Genomic DNA, 17,033 nt, shown 5'->3' with positions numbered 1-17,033 from the left:
TGACGCGAGGTCACGATCCATGAGCCCACAAGCCCAGCACAGCGCAAGTCGTTCCCACCCGAGAAGCCCACGCCCCCGTACGCCCCGGCTCGTGGCAGCCGCCGGCGCCCTCACCCTGACGGTCTCGGCATTACTCGCGACCCCGCTCGACCCGGCCCCCCAACAGGCCGAGGCCGCCCAGGGCGACAAGGTGCTCACTGTCGCGGTCGCCCAGAGCGTCGACTCGCTGAGCCCCTTCCTGGCGGTGCGTCTGCTCAGCTCCAGCCTCCAGCGGCTGATGTACGAGTACCTCACCGACTACGACCCCGGGGACGCGCACCCGATTCCCGGTCTGGCCACCAAGTGGGCCGCGTCCGCCGACAAGCTCACCTGGACGTACACGATCCGCTCCGACGCGAAGTGGTCGGACGGGCAGAAGGTGACCGCCGAAGACGCGGCATGGACGTTCGACAAGCTGATGACGGACCAGGCGGCCGCCACCGCGAACGGCAACTTCGTCACCAACTTCCGCAGAGTGACGGCCCCAAGCCCCACCAAGCTGGTCATCGAACTGAAGAAACCGCAGGCCACGATGACCGCCCTGGACGTGCCGATCGTGCCCGAGCACATCTGGAAGAACGTCTCGGACTTCTCGAAGTTCAACAACGACGACAAGTTCCCCGTCGTCGGCGACGGGCCGTTCGTCCTCACCGACTACAAGGCGGACAGCTACGTCCGGCTCAAGGCCAACAAGGACTTCTGGCGCGGCGCCCCCAAGTTCGACGAGCTGGTCTTCAAGTACTACAAGGACCAGGACGCCGCCGTGGCCGCCCTGCGCAAGGGCGAGGTCTCCTTCGTCGCGGGCGCGCCCGCCCTGACGCCCGCTCAGGCGTCCTCCCTTCACGGGCAGAAGGACATCCACGTCAACGACGCCCCGGGCCGCCGCTTCTACGCCCTCGCCACCAACCCGGGCGCACAGGCGAAGAACGGCCAGAAGTTCGGCGACGGCGACCCCTCCCTGCTCGACGAGCGGGTGCGACACGCGCTGTTCCTGGCCGTCGACCGGAAAACCATCGTCGACAAGGTGTTCCAGGGGCACGCGGTCGAAGGCCAGGGCTATCTCCCGCCGCGCTTCTCCACGTACTTCTGGAAGCCGTCGGCCGGCCAGGAACTCGCCTACGACCCCGCGAAGGCAGCCCAGCTCCTCGACCAGGCCGGCTACAAGAAGAACGCCGACGGCAAACGGGTCGGCAAGGACGGCAAGCCGCTGAACTACCGCGTCCTGTGCCATGCCACCGACCCCAACGACAAGGCCGTGGGCCAGTACCTCAAGGAGTGGTGGGCCGACCTCGGCATCGGCACGACCCTCGACTGCCTGGACAACGTCACCGACCCATGGCTCGCGGGCAAGTACGACCTGGCCTTCGACGGCTGGTCCGTCAACCCCGACCCGGACTACGTGCTGTCCATCCACACCTGCGCCGCCCTGCCCGCCACCCCGAAGGACACCGGCGCGACCGACAACTTCGTCTGCGACAAGACGTACGACGACCTGTACGCCAAGCAGCTCGCCGAGTACGACTCCGCCGAACGGGCCACCCTCGTGAAGCAGATGGAGTCGCGGCTGTACGACCTGGGGTACATGAACGTCATGGCGTACCCGAACGCCGTCGAGGCCTACCGCACCGACCAGATCAAGTCGATCGAGACCATGCCCAAGGCCGCCGGCAACATCTACGGCCAGGACGGCTACTGGAGCTGGTGGTCGGCGGTACCGGCGGGCTCCGGAAGCTCCCCCGGGGGCAGTTCGACCGGGGTCGTCGCCGGGATCGTCGCGGGTGTCGTGGTCCTCGCCGGCGCCGGAGTGTTCTTCGCGCGGCGCCGCCGCGCCACCGCCGACGACCGCGAGTAGCCCATGCAGCCGACTGCTCGCGACGCGGTGTCCGCGTCGGCCGACACGGCCGCCGTACCGGTTCCGGACGGTCCGGCGGCCCGCGGACCGCGGGCGCGCACGGCCGCCGCGTATCTGCGCTACGGGGCGGCCAAGGCGGGCGGTGCCGCCGTCTCGCTGCTCGCCGTCCTCGTCACCGGCTTCTTCCTCTTCCGGCTGATCCCCGGCGACCCGGTCAAGACCATGACGGGCGGCCGGCCGGTCTCGGCCGCGCAACTGGCCGAGTACCGCAAGGAGTTCGGACTCGACCTGCCGGTGTGGGAGCAGTTCACGGACTACTGCCGCAAGGCGCTCACCGGCGACCTGGGCACGTCGTACCAGTTCCGCACCCCGGTCGTCGACAAGATCGGCGAGGCGCTGCCGAACACACTGCTGCTGACCGGCACGGCCTTCGTGCTCTACACCGCGCTCGGGATGTTCCTCGGCACCCGTTCGGCATGGCGGCACGGCCGGCTCGGCGACCGGCTCAACACCGGCCTGGCGCTGGTCCTGTACTCCGTCCCGTCGTTCTGGCTCGGCCTGCTGGCGATCATCGTGTTCGGCGTGGGCCTCGGCCCCGTCCCCGGGCTGTTCCCGACCGGCGGCATGGAGACGGGCGGCAAGGAGGGCTTCGCCTACGTCCTCGACGTCGCCCACCATCTCGTCCTGCCGGTGCTCACCCTCGTCGCGGTCGAGTACGGGCAGACGCTGCTGGTCACCCGCTCGGCACTGCTCGACGAGATGGGCAGCGACTACCTCACCACCGCCCGCGCCAAGGGCCTGAGGGACGACCTGGTGCGCCGCCGGCACGCGGTACCGAACGCGCTGCTGCCCACGGTCACCCTGGTCTTCGTCAACCTCGGCCGGACCGTCGCGGGCGTCATCCTGGTCGAGACCGTCTTCTCCTGGCCGGGCCTCGGCGGACTCTTCTACCAGGCCCTGAGCGTGCCCGACCTGCCCCTGGTGCAGGGGCTGTTCCTCTTCTTCGCCTCGGCGGTGATCATCATGAACACTCTGGCCGACCTGGTCTATCCACTGCTCGACCCCCGGGTGGGCCGATGACGGCCGAGGCCACCCCGCCGGCGCCGGAGACCGGGGCCCCAGGGGCCGGGGCTCCCGAGGCCGCCGGACCGCACGCGCTGGCCTGGCAGCGCCGCCGCCGCTCCGCCGTACGGTTCTGGCGGCAGTACCGCACCCACCGCGCCGGGCTGGTCGGCCTGACCGCGCTCGTCCTGTTCGCCCTGGTGGCGCTGACCGCGCCCCTGACGGTCGGCTCCGGCGTGGCCGGGGTGACCACCGCGCCGGGCGGTCCGCTGGAGGCGCCGAGCGGTGAGTTCCCGCTGGGCACCGACCGGTTCGGGCGTGATCTGCTCGGCCTGGTGGTGTGGGGGTCGCGGATCTCGCTCCTGGTCGGGCTGCTGGCGGCGGTGCTGTCGGTCGTGATCGGTACGGTCGTCGGCGTCACCTCCGGGCACTTCCGGGGGGCCTACGCGACCGTGCTGATGCGGATCACGGACTGGTTCCTGGTGATGCCGGCGCTGGTGCTCGCCATCGCGCTGGCCACCGTGATGTCCCGGTCGCTGGGCACGGTGATCCTCGCCATCGGCGTCACCTCCTGGCCGACGACGGCCCGGCTGGTGCGCGCGCAGACGCTCGCGGTGGAGTCCCGGCCGTACATCGAACGGGCCCGGGCGCTCGGCGGCGGCCACTGGCACGTGATGACCCGGCATGTGCTGCCCAACGTGATGCCGCTGGTCCTCGCCCAGACCACCCTGATGATCTCCTCGTCGGTCCTCGCCGAGGCGACGCTGGCCTTCCTCGGCCTCGGTGATCCGACGGTCATCTCGTGGGGCGGGCTGTTGCAGGACGCGCGCGAGGCGGGGGCGGTCAGCGCCGGGGACTGGTGGTATCTGGTGCCGCCGGGCATCGCGATCGCGGCGGTCGCTCTGGCGTTCACGCTGTGCGGGCGCGCGGTGGAGTCCGTCCTCAACCCCAGGCTGGGGGTGGCCCGTTGACGCTGCTGGAGGTCCGGAACCTGGAGGTGGCCTACCCCGGCGGAGCGGTCGCGGTGCGGGGCGTGGACCTGTCGCTGGCGGCGGGGCGGAAGCTCGGCATCGCGGGCGAGTCGGGCTGCGGCAAGTCCACGCTGGCCCTCGCGCTGCTCAGGCTGCTGCCGGCCGGGACGCGGGTGTCCGGGGAGGTCGTGCTGAACGGCGAGGACGTGCTGGCCATGCGCTGGGGGCAGGTACGGGCGGTGCGCTGGGCGGGCGCCTCGATCGTCTTCCAGGGGGCGATGCACTCGCTCAATCCGGTGCACCGCGTAGGCGACCAGATCGCCGAGCCGATCCTGCTGCACCGCAGGGCGACGGCGGCCGCGGCGCGCAGACGGACCGGCGAGCTGCTGGACCACGTGGGGCTGCCGGCGTCCCGCGCCTCCGCGTACCCGCACGAGCTCTCCGGCGGGCAGCGCCAGCGGGTGATGATCGCCATGGCGCTGGCCTGCGACCCACGGCTGATCATCGCGGACGAGCCGACCACGGCCCTGGACGTGATGATCCAGGCGCAGATCCTGCGGCTGATCGAACAGCTCGTCGCGGAGCAGGACGTGGGCCTGATCATGATCAGCCACGACCTGGCGGTGCTCGCCGACACCTGCGACCGGCTCATGGTGATGTACGCGGGCCGTGCCGTCGAGGAGGGCCCGGCCCGCCAGGTCTACGAGGACGCCCGGCACCCGTACGCCAGGGCGCTGTCGGCGGCGTTCCCGCGCATCGGCGACCCCGCCTCCCGGTTCGCCCCGCGCGGCCTGGCCGGTGACCCGCCCGACCCGTCCGCGCTGCCGCCGGGCTGCGCGTTCCATCCGCGCTGTCCGGTGGCACTGGACCGGTGTGCCACGCAGGACCAGGTGCTGCGGGACGCCGAGCCGGGCCGCCGGGCCGCCTGTGTGCACGTGGCGGCGGCGCCCGGAGCGACGGCCGCGGCCGAGGACACGAGGAGCGCCTCATGACGACGACACCCCCGCCGCTGCTCAGCGCCCAGGGGCTCCATGTGGCCTTCCCCGGACGCCACGGCGCCCCGGGGGCCCGGGCCGTGGACGGCGTCGAACTGGACATCCGGGCCGGGGAGATCGTGGCGCTGGTCGGCGAGTCCGGCTGCGGCAAGACGACGCTGGCGCGCTCGCTGCTCGGCCTGGTGACGCCGACCGCGGGACGGATCTCGTTCGCCGGGAAGCCCCTGGAGTACTCCTCGCGGGCGCTGCGGGCGTACCGCAGGCGGGTGCAGCTGGTGCTGCAGGATCCGACGGGCTCGCTGAATCCCCGGCACACGGTGTACGACGCCGTGGCCGAGGGGCTGCGGATCCACGGCCTCACGGGAAACGAGCGGGCGAAGGTCGCCGAGGCACTCGGCCACGCGGGACTGCGTCCACCGGAACGCTTCTTCCTGCGCTACCCGCACGAGCTGTCCGGAGGGCAGCGCCAGCGCGTGGTCATCGCGGGCGCGCTGGTCCTCGAACCCGAACTCATCGTCGCCGACGAGCCGGTGGCCTCCCTCGACGCCTCCGTGCGCGGCGAGATCCTGGCGCTGCTGCTGCGGCTGCGCGCCGAGCTGGGCCTGGCCGCGCTGGTGGTCACCCATGACCTCGGTCTGGCCTGGAACATCGCCGACCGGGTCGCGGTGATGTACCTGGGCCGGATCGTGGAGACGGGCGAGGTCGAACAGGTCCTCACGGCTCCCCGGCACCCGTACACCCAGGCGCTGTTGTCGGTGCTGCCCGAGGCGCCGGGTGAGCGCGTGGTGCTGACCGGCGAGCCGCCCGACCCCTCCCGCATCCCCGCGGGCTGCCGTTTCCACGTCCGCTGTCAGATCCTGGCGAGCGGGGAGGCGGAGCGGGCGGGCGTCGCGGACGCCTGCCGGGGCCAGGACCTGGAGGTGCTGGGCGGAGCGGGCGGCACACAGGTGGCGTGCCACTGGGCCCGGGCCCGGATCACGGCGTGAGACCGGCCGGCGCTCCGGCATCCGGAGCGTCTCCTCGGGACATGCCGGTTCCCGGTACCCCTGAAGGAGGTACCGGGAACCGGTGGTGGTGGTGCCGGGACGTCAGGCCGCGTGGACGACGTCCTTCTCCTCGGCGAAGTGGCAGGCCGACTCGTGGGCCGCCGGGGTGTCCGAGGTCTTGAAGCGCTCGGGGATCGCCAGCAGCGGAACCTCCTCGGCGCACTTGTCCTGGGCCTTCCAGCAGCGGGTGCGGAAGCGGCAGCCGGACGGCGGGTTGGCCGGAGAGGGCACGTCGCCGGTGAGGATGATCCGCTCGCGCTGCTCCCGGTCCTGCGGATCCGGCACGGGCACGGCCGACAGCAGGGCCTGGGTGTAGGGGTGCGTCGGGTGCTCGTAGATCTGCTCGTCCGTGCCGATCTCGGCGAGCTTGCCGAGGTACATGACCCCGACCCGGTCCGAGATGTGCCGGACGATCGACAGGTCGTGGGCGATGAAGATGTAGGAGAGGTTGAACTCGTCCTGCAGCCCCTCCATCAGGTTGATGACCTGTGCCTGGACGGACACGTCGAGGGCCGAGACCGGCTCGTCGCAGATGATGACCTCCGGGTTGAGCGCCAGGCCGCGCGCGATGCCGATGCGCTGCCGCTGTCCGCCGGAGAACTGGTGCGGGTACCGGTTGATGTACTCGGGGTTGAGACCCACGACGTCCAGCAGGTCCTTGACCCGCTTGCGCCGGTCGCCCTTCGGGGCCACCTCGGGGTGGATGTCGTAGGGCTCGCCGATGATGTCGCCGACCGTCATCCGGGGGTTGAGCGAGGTGTACGGGTCCTGGAAGATCATCTGGATGTTCCGGCGGACGGCCTTGAGGGCCTTGCCGGAGAGCCTGGTGATGTCCTGGCCCTTGTAGAAGATCTCGCCGGCCGTGGCCTGCTCCAGGTTCATCAGGAGCTTGGCCACCGTCGACTTGCCGCAGCCGGACTCGCCCACGACGCCCAGGGTCTCGCCCTGGTACAGGTCGAAGGAGACGCCGTCGACGGCCTTCACCGCGCCGATCTGCCGCTTGAAGAGGATGCCCTGCGTCAGCGGGAAGTGCTTGACGAGGTTGCGCACCTGCAGGATCGGTTCGCCTCGGTCCACCGGAGACTCCAGGGCGGCGACCGCCTCGTCCTCGGTGTGCACGTCCGCGACCTCGACGTCGGAGACGTTCGGCGTCGCGTCCGTCGACTCGTCGGTCTTGGTCGACTCAGCCATGGATCGTCTCCTTCCAGAAGTGGCACGCGCTGGCGCGGCCCGGCAGTTCCGTGCCGTCCTGCTCGGTCACCGGGACCAGCACCGGACGGTCGGTGCGGCAGATGTCCTGCGCCCTCTCACAACGCGGGTTGAAGGCACAGCCGCTGGGCACCTTGAGCAGGTTGGGCGGCAGGCCCTTGATCGCGTAGAGATCCTGGCCCTTCTGGTCCAGGCGCGGGATCGAGTCCAGCAGGCCCCGGGTGTAGGGGTGCGCGGGCCGCTTGTACAGCTCGTGCACCGGCGCGGTCTCCACGATCCGGCCCGCGTACATCACGGCGATCTTGTCGGCCACGTCCGCCACGACACCGAGGTCGTGGGTGATGAGGATCAGGCCCATCTGGTACTCACGCTGGAGTTCCGCGAGCAGGTCCATCACCTGGGCCTGGACCGTCACGTCGAGGGCCGTGGTCGGCTCGTCGGCGATGATCAGGTCCGGCTCCAGGGCGAGCGCCATCGCGATCATGATGCGCTGGCGCATACCGCCGGAGAACTGGTGCGGGTAGTCGTTCACCCGGGCCGCGGCGGCCGGGATCTTCACCCGGTCCATCAGCTCGACGGCCTTGGCCTTGGCCGCCTTGCGGGACATGCCCTGGTGGACGCGGAACATCTCACCGAGCTGGTATCCCACGCTGAGCACGGGGTTGAGCGCGGAGAGCGCGTCCTGGAAGATCATCGCGATCCGGGCGCCGCGCAGCTTGCGCCGCTCCTCGTTGGACATGGTGAGCATGTCCTGGCCGTAGAAGCGGATCTCCCCCTTGGGGATGCGGGCCGGCGGCATGTCCAGGATGCCCATGATCGCCTGCGCGGTCACGGACTTGCCGGAGCCGGACTCGCCGAGCACGGCGAGGGTCTCCCCCGAGTTCACTGAGTAGTTGACGCCGTTGACGGCGCGGACCACGCCCTCACGGGTCTGGAACTCGACGTGCAGATCGCGCACCTCGAGCAGCGGGCCGGTTCGCTCCGGGTCGCCGGGACGGGGAGCCGGGACGGCGTCCGTCGGGTCGATGATGGTCACGTACGCCTCCCTCAGCGCGTCTTGGGGTCGAAGGCGTCGCGGACCACGTCGCCGAGCACGATGAACGCGAGCACGGTGATGCTCAGCGCACCTGCCGGGAACAGCAGCGCGTGCGGGTTGGTCAGGAACCTGTCCTGGGCGTCGCTGATCATGACACCCCAGGAGATGTTCGGGTACTGGATGCCGATGCCCAGGTAGGACAGGGCGGCCTCGGCGGCGATGTAGACACCGAGGTTCATCGTGGTGATGACGATGACGGGGGCGAGCGTGTTCGGCAGGATGTGCCGGAACGCGATCCGCCGCGAGTCGGCGCCCAACGCACGGGCGGCCATCACGTAGTCGTTGTACTTGTTGCCGATGACCTCGCCGCGCATGATCCGGAAGACCTGGGGCCAGCCGAGGATCGCCATGATGAACGACACCGACCACACGTCGCCGCCGCCCCAGATGGACATGATCAGCAGGCCGCCGATGAGGAGCGGGAGCGCAGAGAAGACCTCGGTGATCCGGGACAGCAGCGCGTCGATCCAGCCGCCGAGCAGGCCGGACAGCATGCCCAGCAGACCGCCGATCAGGGTGGTGGCCACGGTCGTCACCACACCGACGACGATCGAGTTGCGGGTGCCGTACACGGTCCGCGTGTAGATGTCACAGCCCTGGACGTCGTAGCCGAACAGGTGCCCCGACGACGGTCCGTTCATGGAGTACTGCAGCTGGCAGAAACCGTCCGAGAACGGGGAGCGGCCGGTGAACAGGCTGGGTGCGATCGCCAGGGCGAGCAGGCACACGATGATGAGGGCCGTCACGATGAACATGGGCCGCTTGCGGAGATCCGCCCAGCCGTCCTTGAGCAGGCTCGCCTGACGAGCCGCGGCCTTCTCCTCGGCCTCGATCTCCTTGGCGATGGCGGCCTCGTCGGTGGTGGGCCTCTCTATCGTCTTCTCACTCATAACGGATCCTCGGGTCGAGCACGGCGTACAGCAGGTCTACGAGGAGGTTGGCGACCAGGTAGATCAGGACCAGCAGGGTCACCAGACCGACGACGACCGGCCGCTCGCGCAGATAGAGGGACTGGGCCAGCTGACCACCGATACCGGGCATGTTGAACACACGCTCGGTGATGATCGCGCCACCCATGAGAGCGCCGAGGTCGAAGCCCAGGAAGGTGACCACGGGGATCAGGGAGTTGCGCATCGCGTGCACGCCGATGACCCGCCGGGTCGGCAGACCCTTGGCGATCGCGGTACGGACGTAGTCCGCGCGGATCGACTCCGTCATGCTCGTCCGCACGAGGCGCGAGATGTAGGCCATCGAGGTCGAGGCGAGCACGATGGCGGGCAGGATGTAGCTCTGCGGCCAGCCCTTCTCGATACCGGCGACCGGCGTGATCTTCAGGTTCACGCCGAACTCCAGCTGAAGCACGCTACCGAGCACGAAGACCGGGATGGAGATCAGCACGAGCGTCGAGATCAGCACGACGTTGTCGAGGAACTTGCCCTTCTTCAGGGCGGAGAAGATACCCGCGAGGATGCCGATGACACCCTCGATGGCGAACGACGTCAGACCCAGCTTCAGGGTGACGGGGAACCGCTCGGAGACGATCTCCGAGATGGCACGTCCGTTGTACGTCTCGCCGAGGTCACCGGTGAAAACGCCGCTGATGTAGTGCCAGTACTGCTCGTAGAGCGGTTCGTTGAGGTGGTAGTGCGCGCGAAGGATCGCCGCGATGTTGGGGTCGGCGCGCTTGTCGCCGGCCAGTGCCTGGATGGGGTCGCCGGGCAGAGCGAACACCAGGCAGAAGATGATGAACGTGACGCCTATCACCACAGGGATCACCTGCAGGAGGCGGCGCACGACGTATCGGCCCATGGGTACTCCAGAGGGGGGTGCTCGGCCCGACCGCGGCCGGGGGGATCGGCACGGTCGGACGGAAGACGGCAGCAGGAGTGAGCAGGGGAAGGCTATTCCTCCCCCTGCTCACCCCGTACCGCTCTGTGTCAGATCTGTTCAGAACCTGGTCAGCTGAGCTTGACCGTGTCCCACAGGATCTGGTGGCCGGCGATCTTCAGCGACTTGATCTTGTCGCTGAAGCCGGTGTTCAGGGTGTAGAAGTACACAGGGATGTACGGCATGTCCTTGAGGAGGACGTCGTCGGCCGCCTGGTACTTCTTGATGGCCCCTTCGTGCGTCGGAGCCTGGTCGCCCTGGACGAGGAGCTTCTCGAAGTCCTGGTTGACGTAGCCCGAGTAGTTGGAGCCGTTGGCGATGGCGTCCTTGGAGAAGATCGGACGGAGGTAGTTCTCCATGTCCGGGTAGTCCATGGACCAGGCCATACGGAAGGCGCCCTGGTACTTCTTGGCGTCCAGGTCGTTCAGGATGGTCTGGAACTGCTCGAACGGCTTGGCCGTCACCTTGATGCCGAGGGCCTGCTGGATCTGGTTGGCGACAGCCTCGATCCACGCCTTGTGGTCACCGTCGGCGTTGTAGCCGATCTCCAGCGTGTTGCCCGGCAGCCCGCCGCTCTTCTTGTAGAGCTCCTTGGCCGCGCTCGGGTTGTACGTGCAGCTCTCGCCGCAGGCGCCCTTGCGGTAGCCGTCGATGATGGGGCTGATGTAGTCGTCCGCGGGCGTACGGGCACCGAGGAAGATCTTCTCCGCGATCGCCTTGCGGTCGATCGACATGGAGATGGCCTTGCGCAGGTCCGCGCTCTGGAAGGCCTTGTTGTACTTGATCGGGAAGCCGATGTAACCGACGCCGGAGTCCGCCGTGTCCATGTAGTGGCCCGGCAGGTCCTTGTGGTACGTGGGCAGACCCGAGTTGGGGATCGTCAGCAGCGTGTCGAGGTTGCCGGCGACGAGGTCCTTGTACGCGGTGTCCAGGTTCGAGTAGACCTTGAAGTTGACACCCTTGACCTCGATCTTCGAGGCGTCCGGGTACTTGTCGTACTTCGTGACGTCGATCTCTTCGTTGTGCTTGAACGTGCCCTTCATCTCGAAGGGGCCGTTGCCGATCGGAGCCTCGCCGAAGCCCTTCGGGTCCTTGAAGAACGCCTTGGGCAGCGGGACGAACGCGGTGAAGGACAGCTGCGACGGGAACGCCGAGAAGGCGCCGGTCAGGGTGACCTGGAGGGTGCTGTCGTCGATCGCCTTCAGACCGGACATCTTGTCGGTCTTCGGCTTCTTGCCCTCGCCGGGGTTCAGGTCCGCGTAGCCCGCGATGTGGCTGAACAGCGGGTTGGTCTGCTGCGCGTTGGTCTGGTTCGCGCCGTAGTTCCAGGCGTCGATGAAGGACTGGGCGGTGACCTTCTCGCCGTTGTGGAACGTGTAGCCCGACTTGAGCTTGATCGTCCAGACCTTGTTGTCCTTGGACTCGATCGACGACGCCATGGCGTCGACGACCTTGTTGTCGGCGTCAAGCTTGGTCAGACCCGTGAAGAGGGCGTTGATGACCTGGCCGCCCTCGGTCTCGTACGTGTTGGTGGGAACCAGGCTGTTCTGCGGCTCGCCGATTTCCACCGACACGACGCCGTTGCCCTTGCCGCTGCCGGAGCTGCCGTCGTCCCCCCCGCCGCCACAGGCCGTCGCACCCAGCGCCACAACGGCGGCTATCGCAACCCACTTGGCGCTCTTGGCACCACGCATGGGGCTCCTCCTCATGAGTCCATTGATTCACCGCAGAAGGAAGCACCCGACACTTCGCCGTCACCGGCGCCTGAAACCGTGAGGTGTGCTCCCCGCGCTCGCAGGTCAGCGCCACCCAGCGCATGACCCTTAGATGCGAGCTCTACGCGCCTAACTATCTGCCATGCGCCATGACCGAACCACACTCATAAGGTCTCGGTTCGATCACACCTGATGCGAACATCTTCCAAAATCCGGACAAAGGGTTTGCAGAAAGATCCCTGCGAAACGGACTTGTTACACACCTATCGGGCCTGAATGTTCGTTTACCGAACTCAAGTCGGATGAAAATCCACTTGCAGAATCGCGGAAAGTGCGCTTGGACACAGACGGGGCGCATGCTGCCAGCAGCGTAGTGCCGTGCGGTCCGCCCTTACGGATCCACGACGAGAATTAGGGTTTTCCCTACCTCTCCCCTCAACACGAAGCCGGGCACCCCGCATTGCGGGGTGCCCGGCTTCCTGCTGGAACGGCGTGCGTCAGCCGTGCTTGGCGCGGCTGGCGGTGCGACCGCGCTCCTTCTGGTCCAGGACGACCTTGCGGATACGCACGGCCTCCGGGGTCACCTCGACGCACTCGTCGTCACGGCAGAACTCCAGCGACTGCTCCAGGGAGAGCTTGCGCGGCGGGACGATCGCCTCGAACGAGTCGGCCGAGGACGACCGCATGTTCGTGAGCTTCTTCTCCTTGGTGATGTTCACGTCCATGTCGTCGGAGCGCGAGTTCTCGCCGACGATCATGCCCTCGTACACCTCGGTGCCGGGGTCGGTGAACAGCACACCGCGCTCCTGGAGGTTCGTCATCGCGAAGGCGGTGACGGCTCCCGAGCGGTCGGCGACCAGCGAGCCGTTGTTACGCGTGGTCAGCGTGCCGAACCACGGCTCGTGGCCCTCGTGGATGGAGTGGGCGATGCCCGTGCCGCGCGTGCCGGTCAGGAACTCGGTCCGGAAGCCGATGAGGCCGCGGGACGGCACGACGAACTCCAGGCGGACCCAGCCGGAGCCGTGGTTCGACATGTTGTCCATGCGGCCCTTGCGGACGCCCATCAGCTGCGTGACCGCGCCCATGTGCTCCTCGGGCACGTCGATCGTCATGCGCTCGACCGGCTCGTGCACCTTGCCGTCGACGATCTGGGTGACCACCTGGGGCTTGCCGATGGTCAGCTCGAAGCCCTCACGGCGCATCTGCTCGACCAGGATGGCGAGCGCCAGCTCACCACGGCCCTGGACCTCCCAGGCGTCCGGACGGTCGGTGTCGAGCACGCGCAGCGAGACGTTGCCGACCAGTTCGCGGTCGAGGCGGTCCTTGACCTGACGGGCGGTGACCTTGCGGTCCTTGACCGCGGCCTTGTTGTCGGCGCCCTTGCCGGTGCCGCCCCGGCCGACCAGCGGCGAGGTGTTGGTGCCGATGGTCATCGAGATCGCGGGCTCGTCGACCGTGATCAGCGGCAGCGGGATCGGGTTCTCGGGGTCGGCGAGGGTCTCGCCGATCATGATGTCCGGGATGCCGGCGACCGCGCAGATGTCACCCGGTCCCGCCATCTCGGCGGGCTTGCGGGTGAGCGCCTCGGTCATCAGGAGCTCGGTGATGCGGACGTTGGACATCGTGCCGTCGCGCTTGATCCACGTGACGGTCTGGCCCTTGCGCAGCTCGCCCTGCTCGACCCGGAGCAGCGCGATACGGCCGAGGAAGTTGTCCGCGTCCAGGTTGGTGACGTGCGCCTGGAGCGGGGCCGCCACGTCGTACTCGGGAGCCGGGACGTGGGACAGGATCGTGGAGAAGAACGGCTCCAGGCTGTCGCTGTCGGCCGGGACGGTGCCGTCCTCCGGCTTGGTCAGCGAGGCCACACCGTCACGCGCACACGCGTAGACGATCGGGAACTCGATCTGGTCCTCGTCGGCGTCGAGGTCGAGGAAGAGGTCGTAGGCCTCGTTGACGACCTCGTCGATGCGCGAGTCGGGGCGGTCCGTCTTGTTGATGCACAGGATGACGGGCAGCTTGGCCTGGAGCGCCTTGCGCAGCACGAAGCGGGTCTGGGGCAGGGGGCCCTCGGAGGCGTCGACGAGCAGCACCACCGCGTCCACCATCGACAGACCGCGCTCGACCTCGCCGCCGAAGTCGGCGTGGCCCGGGGTGTCGATGATGTTGATGGTGACGACCTCGCCACCGTCCTTCGGGTGGTACTTCACGGCCGTGTTCTTGGCCAGGATCGTGATGCCCTTCTCACGCTCCAGATCGTTCGAGTCCATCATGCGGTCGTCGAGCGACTCGGCGGCGTGCGCGGCGAAGGCACCGGCCTGCTTCAGCATGGCGTCGACGAGGGTCGTCTTGCCGTGGTCGACGTGGGCGACGATGGCGACGTTGCGGATGTCGTGGCGCGTGGCCATGGTGCGGCGTACTCCCGGAGTATGAGGAAGGGGCTTGCGCGTACATCGGTGTTACGCGCACCCTGCCGGGCTGAACACGCCACGGCCTCACCCCATGGTACGGGGCCGCTCCCGCTGGGGCGCGCCGGGCCGACCCCTCGGGGGCCCGGGAGCACCGCCGTACGACTCCGCCGCACGGGCGCGACCAGCCACGACAGCCGCCCGCACCCGATCGTGAATCCGCTCTCCCGCTACCCCTTGCTCGGGCTGGCCGACACCTTCGCGCCCTTCTTCAGGAACCCCATGTCCTGGTAGACCGGCGTCTGGAAACCGAACGCGCCCACGTTCACCAGCCCCTTCCTGGCCCCCACGATCTGCGGCCGCTGGTACAGCGGCAGCGACCCGGCCGACGCCCAGATCCGCGAGTCCGCCTTCCGCAGCAGCCCGTCCGCCTCGTCCTCGTCCAGCGCCCCGAGCGCCTGGTCGAAGAGCTGGTCCACCTGGTCGGTGCCCACCCTCGTGTAGTTCTGCTCGACGTTCAGGGACCCGTCGGCGGCCGGCACCGGCTTCGCGTAGATCGGCCGCGCGTCCGTCGCCGGGAACGCGGACGACGGCCACGAGTACAGCGCGAGGTCGTACTGCCCGGAGGCGATGTGGTCCTTGAAGTAGCTCTCGTCGGAGACCTTGGTGATCTCGGCCTGGATGCCGACCGCCGCCAGCATCTGCCGGATCCGCTCGGCGACGTCCTGGAGCGTCTGCGACCCCGGCCCCGACGGCAGCACGAACCGCAGGCTCAGCGCCTTGCCGTCCTTGGCCAGCGGTGCGGCCGCGGCCTGCGCCCCCTTGGGCACGGCCGTGCCCTTCGGCGCGTACGCCCCGGGCGCCCCGTGGGCGTGGTCCTTCTGGTGGTCGCGGGTGTCCTTGTCGTCGGGGGTGTCGGGGCTCTTGTCGTCCTCCCCGACGATGAACTGCCCGTCGTCCCCGCCGTCGGAGTCGTCGCCCTTTCCGGCCTTGCCGCTCTTGTCGCCCTTCTCCCCCTTCTCTCCCTTGCCCGTCTTGTCGCCGTTCCCGCTCTGCGCGCCGGCCGCCTTGTCCCCGGCCTTGATCGGCCCGCCGGCCACCCATCCCGCGTCGGCGAGCAGCGCCTGCGCCTCATGGGTGTCGAGGCCGCCGATCGACCCGCTGCTGTCGGCGTAGGCGGCCTGCCCGGACAGGGCGAGGTGGCTGCCGACCGGCACGGCGGGGAGCCCCAGCGGGGTGAGCACCAGCTTGGCGAGCGTCTGGCGGTCGAGGGCGCGGGCGACGGCCCGGCGCACCCGCTCGTCGGCGAGGGGACCCTCGGAGCCGTTCAGGGCGAGCTGGGTGAAGGCGGGCTCCAGGGACTTGCGGACGTCGAAGTCGCGCAGCTCCTGCTGCTGCTCCAGCCACTTGGAGACGGTCTTGCGGAGCTTCTTCGGCCCCTTGGGCAGCTGGTCCTCGTCCATGCCGAGGGTGAGCGCCCAGGAGCGCAGTTTCTTCGCGGAGGTCTTCCCGGCGCCCTGCAACGGCGTGCCGGTGCCCTTGTCCCGTCCGGCGATGATGATCCGCTGGGCCTCGGAGGCGTCGATGTCGGCGACGTCGACCGTGCCGGCGGCGAGCGCGGTGGCCCGCTTCTCCCGGTCCACGGCGTGCAGGTCGATCTCGTCGAGCTTGGCCGGGCGGCCCCACCAGCGCGGGTTACGGGTGAGGATCACGTCTTTCTTGGCGGTGTCGACCTTGTCGACCCTGAAGGGTCCCGCGGTGACCGTGAGCTTCCGGCGGGCGCCGTCGTTGAAGGCGTCCGGGGTGCCCATGACCTCCTTGGGGTAGAGCGGCGAGAACAGCGACTTCCAGTCGGCGTACGGCCGCTCGAAGGTGACCCGGACCTCCAGGTCGTTGGCGCCACGCTCGATCTTGCCGATGCGGTCGTAGCCGGCGTTGCGGGCGGTCCAGTAGGCGGAGTCCTTGCCGGACAGGGCGCGCCACTGGGCGGCGAAGTCGGCGGCGCCGATCTCCCGGCCGTCGCTCCAGACGGCCTGCTGGTTGAGCTTGTACAGGACGACCTGGCGCGGCTCGGTCTCGATGACCTTCGCGGACTCCAGGTAGTCGGGGTCGCGGACCGGGCGGCCGGTGGCGTCGATGGTGAACATCGACGGCAGGACGGCCTGGGCGACCCGGGTGGTGCCCGCGTCGGCGTCGGCCTGGAAGGTGTTGAGGGTCTCCGGTACGGCGTCCACGGCCCACTTCAAAGTGCCGCCCTCGGCGACCGCGTCACGGGTGACCGCCGCGATGTCCTGTCCGGCCAGCGGCTTGCTGCCCTCGTCGTCGGAGCCGCAGCCCGCGAGGAAGGGCACCGCGAGGGCGCCCGCGGTCAGGAACGTGACGGAACGCATGACCGCACTGCGGCCAGGCCTGGGTCCGACGCCGTGGTGAGACATCTCTGCTACCTCCGGGAGGCCCGGTGACACGGGTGGGGTCTGTTCACATTTGGGGGTATTTTGGAGTTGATCACATGTACGTCAGAAGTACGGACCCCACTGAAATGGACGGGGTCCGTCGGCCGGGGACGACACGGCGGCGAGGGCTGCCAAAGCCCACCCGTGCGGCGCAACGCCCACCCGGGTTTCGCGCGGTACGGCACCCCTCGCGGCGGCGTCCGTCCCCGGCGCACACAGAGCGCGTGCGGGCGTGCGACGGAGGCGTGCAATCCGCCAATCGCTGCACATGCCTTCACACCGGCAGGTGTGACGCGCAACACT

Annotated in this window: 12 protein-coding genes; 5 read left to right on the top strand and 7 right to left on the bottom strand. The window is 69.0% G+C overall.

Translation table 11 applies throughout. The features are described 5' to 3' along the window. Positions 1–19: 19 nt before the first annotated feature. The 5 genes from ACGFZQ_RS08490 to ACGFZQ_RS08470 are packed head-to-tail and all read left to right on the top strand — an operon-like array spanning position 20 to position 5,905. On the top strand, positions 20–1,891 hold the full coding sequence (locus ACGFZQ_RS08490) for an ABC transporter substrate-binding protein (RefSeq protein WP_393839688.1): 1,872 nt from the start codon (positions 20–22) through the stop codon (positions 1,889–1,891). 3 nt (positions 1,892–1,894) lie between these two features. Next, positions 1,895–2,971, top strand: a complete 1,077-nt coding sequence (locus ACGFZQ_RS08485; RefSeq protein WP_351745662.1) for an ABC transporter permease — start codon at positions 1,895–1,897, stop codon at positions 2,969–2,971. Next, positions 2,968–3,924, top strand: a complete 957-nt coding sequence (locus ACGFZQ_RS08480) for an ABC transporter permease (protein ID WP_393839687.1) — start codon at positions 2,968–2,970, stop codon at positions 3,922–3,924. The genes ACGFZQ_RS08485 and ACGFZQ_RS08480 overlap by 4 nt, the downstream gene beginning before the upstream one ends. Next, positions 3,921–4,916 carry an ABC transporter ATP-binding protein gene (locus ACGFZQ_RS08475; RefSeq protein ID WP_393839686.1) on the top strand — a complete coding sequence of 332 codons (996 nt, stop codon included), beginning with the start codon at positions 3,921–3,923 and terminating at the stop codon, positions 4,914–4,916. The genes ACGFZQ_RS08480 and ACGFZQ_RS08475 overlap by 4 nt, the downstream gene beginning before the upstream one ends. Further along, positions 4,913–5,905: an oligopeptide/dipeptide ABC transporter ATP-binding protein gene (locus tag ACGFZQ_RS08470; protein WP_393839685.1), complete on the top strand. Its 993-nt coding sequence runs from the start codon at positions 4,913–4,915 to the stop codon at positions 5,903–5,905. Before ACGFZQ_RS08475 ends, ACGFZQ_RS08470 begins: the two co-directional genes overlap by 4 nt. A gap of 102 nt (positions 5,906–6,007) precedes the next feature. On the opposite strand, the gene ACGFZQ_RS08465 is transcribed toward ACGFZQ_RS08470, so the two are convergent. From ACGFZQ_RS08465 to ACGFZQ_RS08435, 7 genes are all read right to left on the bottom strand, one after another. Continuing rightward, entirely contained in the window at positions 6,008–7,156 is a 1,149-nt protein-coding gene (locus ACGFZQ_RS08465; protein ID WP_351745672.1) for a dipeptide ABC transporter ATP-binding protein, read from the bottom strand. Then, complete coding sequence (locus ACGFZQ_RS08460) at positions 7,149–8,210, bottom strand: ABC transporter ATP-binding protein (protein ID WP_393839684.1); 1,062 nt, start codon at positions 8,208–8,210, stop codon at positions 7,149–7,151. The genes ACGFZQ_RS08465 and ACGFZQ_RS08460 overlap by 8 nt, the downstream gene beginning before the upstream one ends. Before the next feature lie 11 nt (positions 8,211–8,221). Beyond that, positions 8,222–9,160 (bottom strand): ABC transporter permease, encoded by a 939-nt coding sequence (locus ACGFZQ_RS08455; protein WP_393839683.1) that lies wholly within the window; start codon positions 9,158–9,160, stop codon positions 8,222–8,224. After that, positions 9,153–10,079 carry an ABC transporter permease gene (locus ACGFZQ_RS08450; protein WP_393839682.1) on the bottom strand — a complete coding sequence of 309 codons (927 nt, stop codon included), beginning with the start codon at positions 10,077–10,079 and terminating at the stop codon, positions 9,153–9,155. Before ACGFZQ_RS08450 ends, ACGFZQ_RS08455 begins: the two co-directional genes overlap by 8 nt. Positions 10,080–10,228: 149 nt before the next feature. Then, a complete protein-coding gene (locus ACGFZQ_RS08445; RefSeq protein WP_393839681.1) occupies positions 10,229–11,851 on the bottom strand; it encodes an ABC transporter substrate-binding protein in 1,623 nt (540 codons plus the stop codon). A gap of 518 nt (positions 11,852–12,369) precedes the next feature. Then, a complete protein-coding gene (gene typA / locus ACGFZQ_RS08440) occupies positions 12,370–14,277 on the bottom strand; it encodes a translational GTPase TypA (RefSeq protein WP_393839680.1) in 1,908 nt (635 codons plus the stop codon). Between the two features lie 230 nt (positions 14,278–14,507). Beyond that, positions 14,508–16,712, bottom strand: coding sequence for an ABC transporter family substrate-binding protein (locus ACGFZQ_RS08435; RefSeq protein WP_393839679.1), 2,205 nt, complete (start codon positions 16,710–16,712; stop codon positions 14,508–14,510). Positions 16,713–17,033 lie beyond the last annotated feature (321 nt).

The sequence above is a fragment of the Streptomyces sp. NPDC048254 genome, assembly GCF_043201895.1.
GTDB lineage: Bacteria > Actinomycetota > Actinomycetes > Streptomycetales > Streptomycetaceae > Streptomyces.
This window is presented reverse-complemented; position numbering and strand designations above follow the sequence as displayed.

What these genes read in the sequence shown, in the direction of transcription:
- ACGFZQ_RS08485 (WP_351745662.1), top strand. Translation starts at nt 1,895, where the DNA reads ATGCAGCCGACTGCTCGCGACGCGGTGTCCGCGTCGGCCGACACGGCC.
- ACGFZQ_RS08470 (WP_393839685.1), top strand. Translation starts at nt 4,913, where the DNA reads ATGACGACGACACCCCCGCCGCTGCTCAGCGCCCAGGGGCTCCATGTG.
- ACGFZQ_RS08455 (WP_393839683.1), bottom strand. Translation starts at nt 9,160, where the DNA reads ATGAGTGAGAAGACGATAGAGAGGCCCACCACCGACGAGGCCGCCATC.
- ACGFZQ_RS08480 (WP_393839687.1), top strand. Translation starts at nt 2,968, where the DNA reads ATGACGGCCGAGGCCACCCCGCCGGCGCCGGAGACCGGGGCCCCAGGG.
- typA (WP_393839680.1), bottom strand. Translation starts at nt 14,277, where the DNA reads ATGGCCACGCGCCACGACATCCGCAACGTCGCCATCGTCGCCCACGTC.
- ACGFZQ_RS08445 (WP_393839681.1), bottom strand. Translation starts at nt 11,851, where the DNA reads ATGCGTGGTGCCAAGAGCGCCAAGTGGGTTGCGATAGCCGCCGTTGTG.
- ACGFZQ_RS08435 (WP_393839679.1), bottom strand. Translation starts at nt 16,712, where the DNA reads ATGTCTCACCACGGCGTCGGACCCAGGCCTGGCCGCAGTGCGGTCATG.
- ACGFZQ_RS08465 (WP_351745672.1), bottom strand. Translation starts at nt 7,156, where the DNA reads ATGGCTGAGTCGACCAAGACCGACGAGTCGACGGACGCGACGCCGAAC.
- ACGFZQ_RS08450 (WP_393839682.1), bottom strand. Translation starts at nt 10,079, where the DNA reads ATGGGCCGATACGTCGTGCGCCGCCTCCTGCAGGTGATCCCTGTGGTG.
- ACGFZQ_RS08490 (WP_393839688.1), top strand. Translation starts at nt 20, where the DNA reads ATGAGCCCACAAGCCCAGCACAGCGCAAGTCGTTCCCACCCGAGAAGC.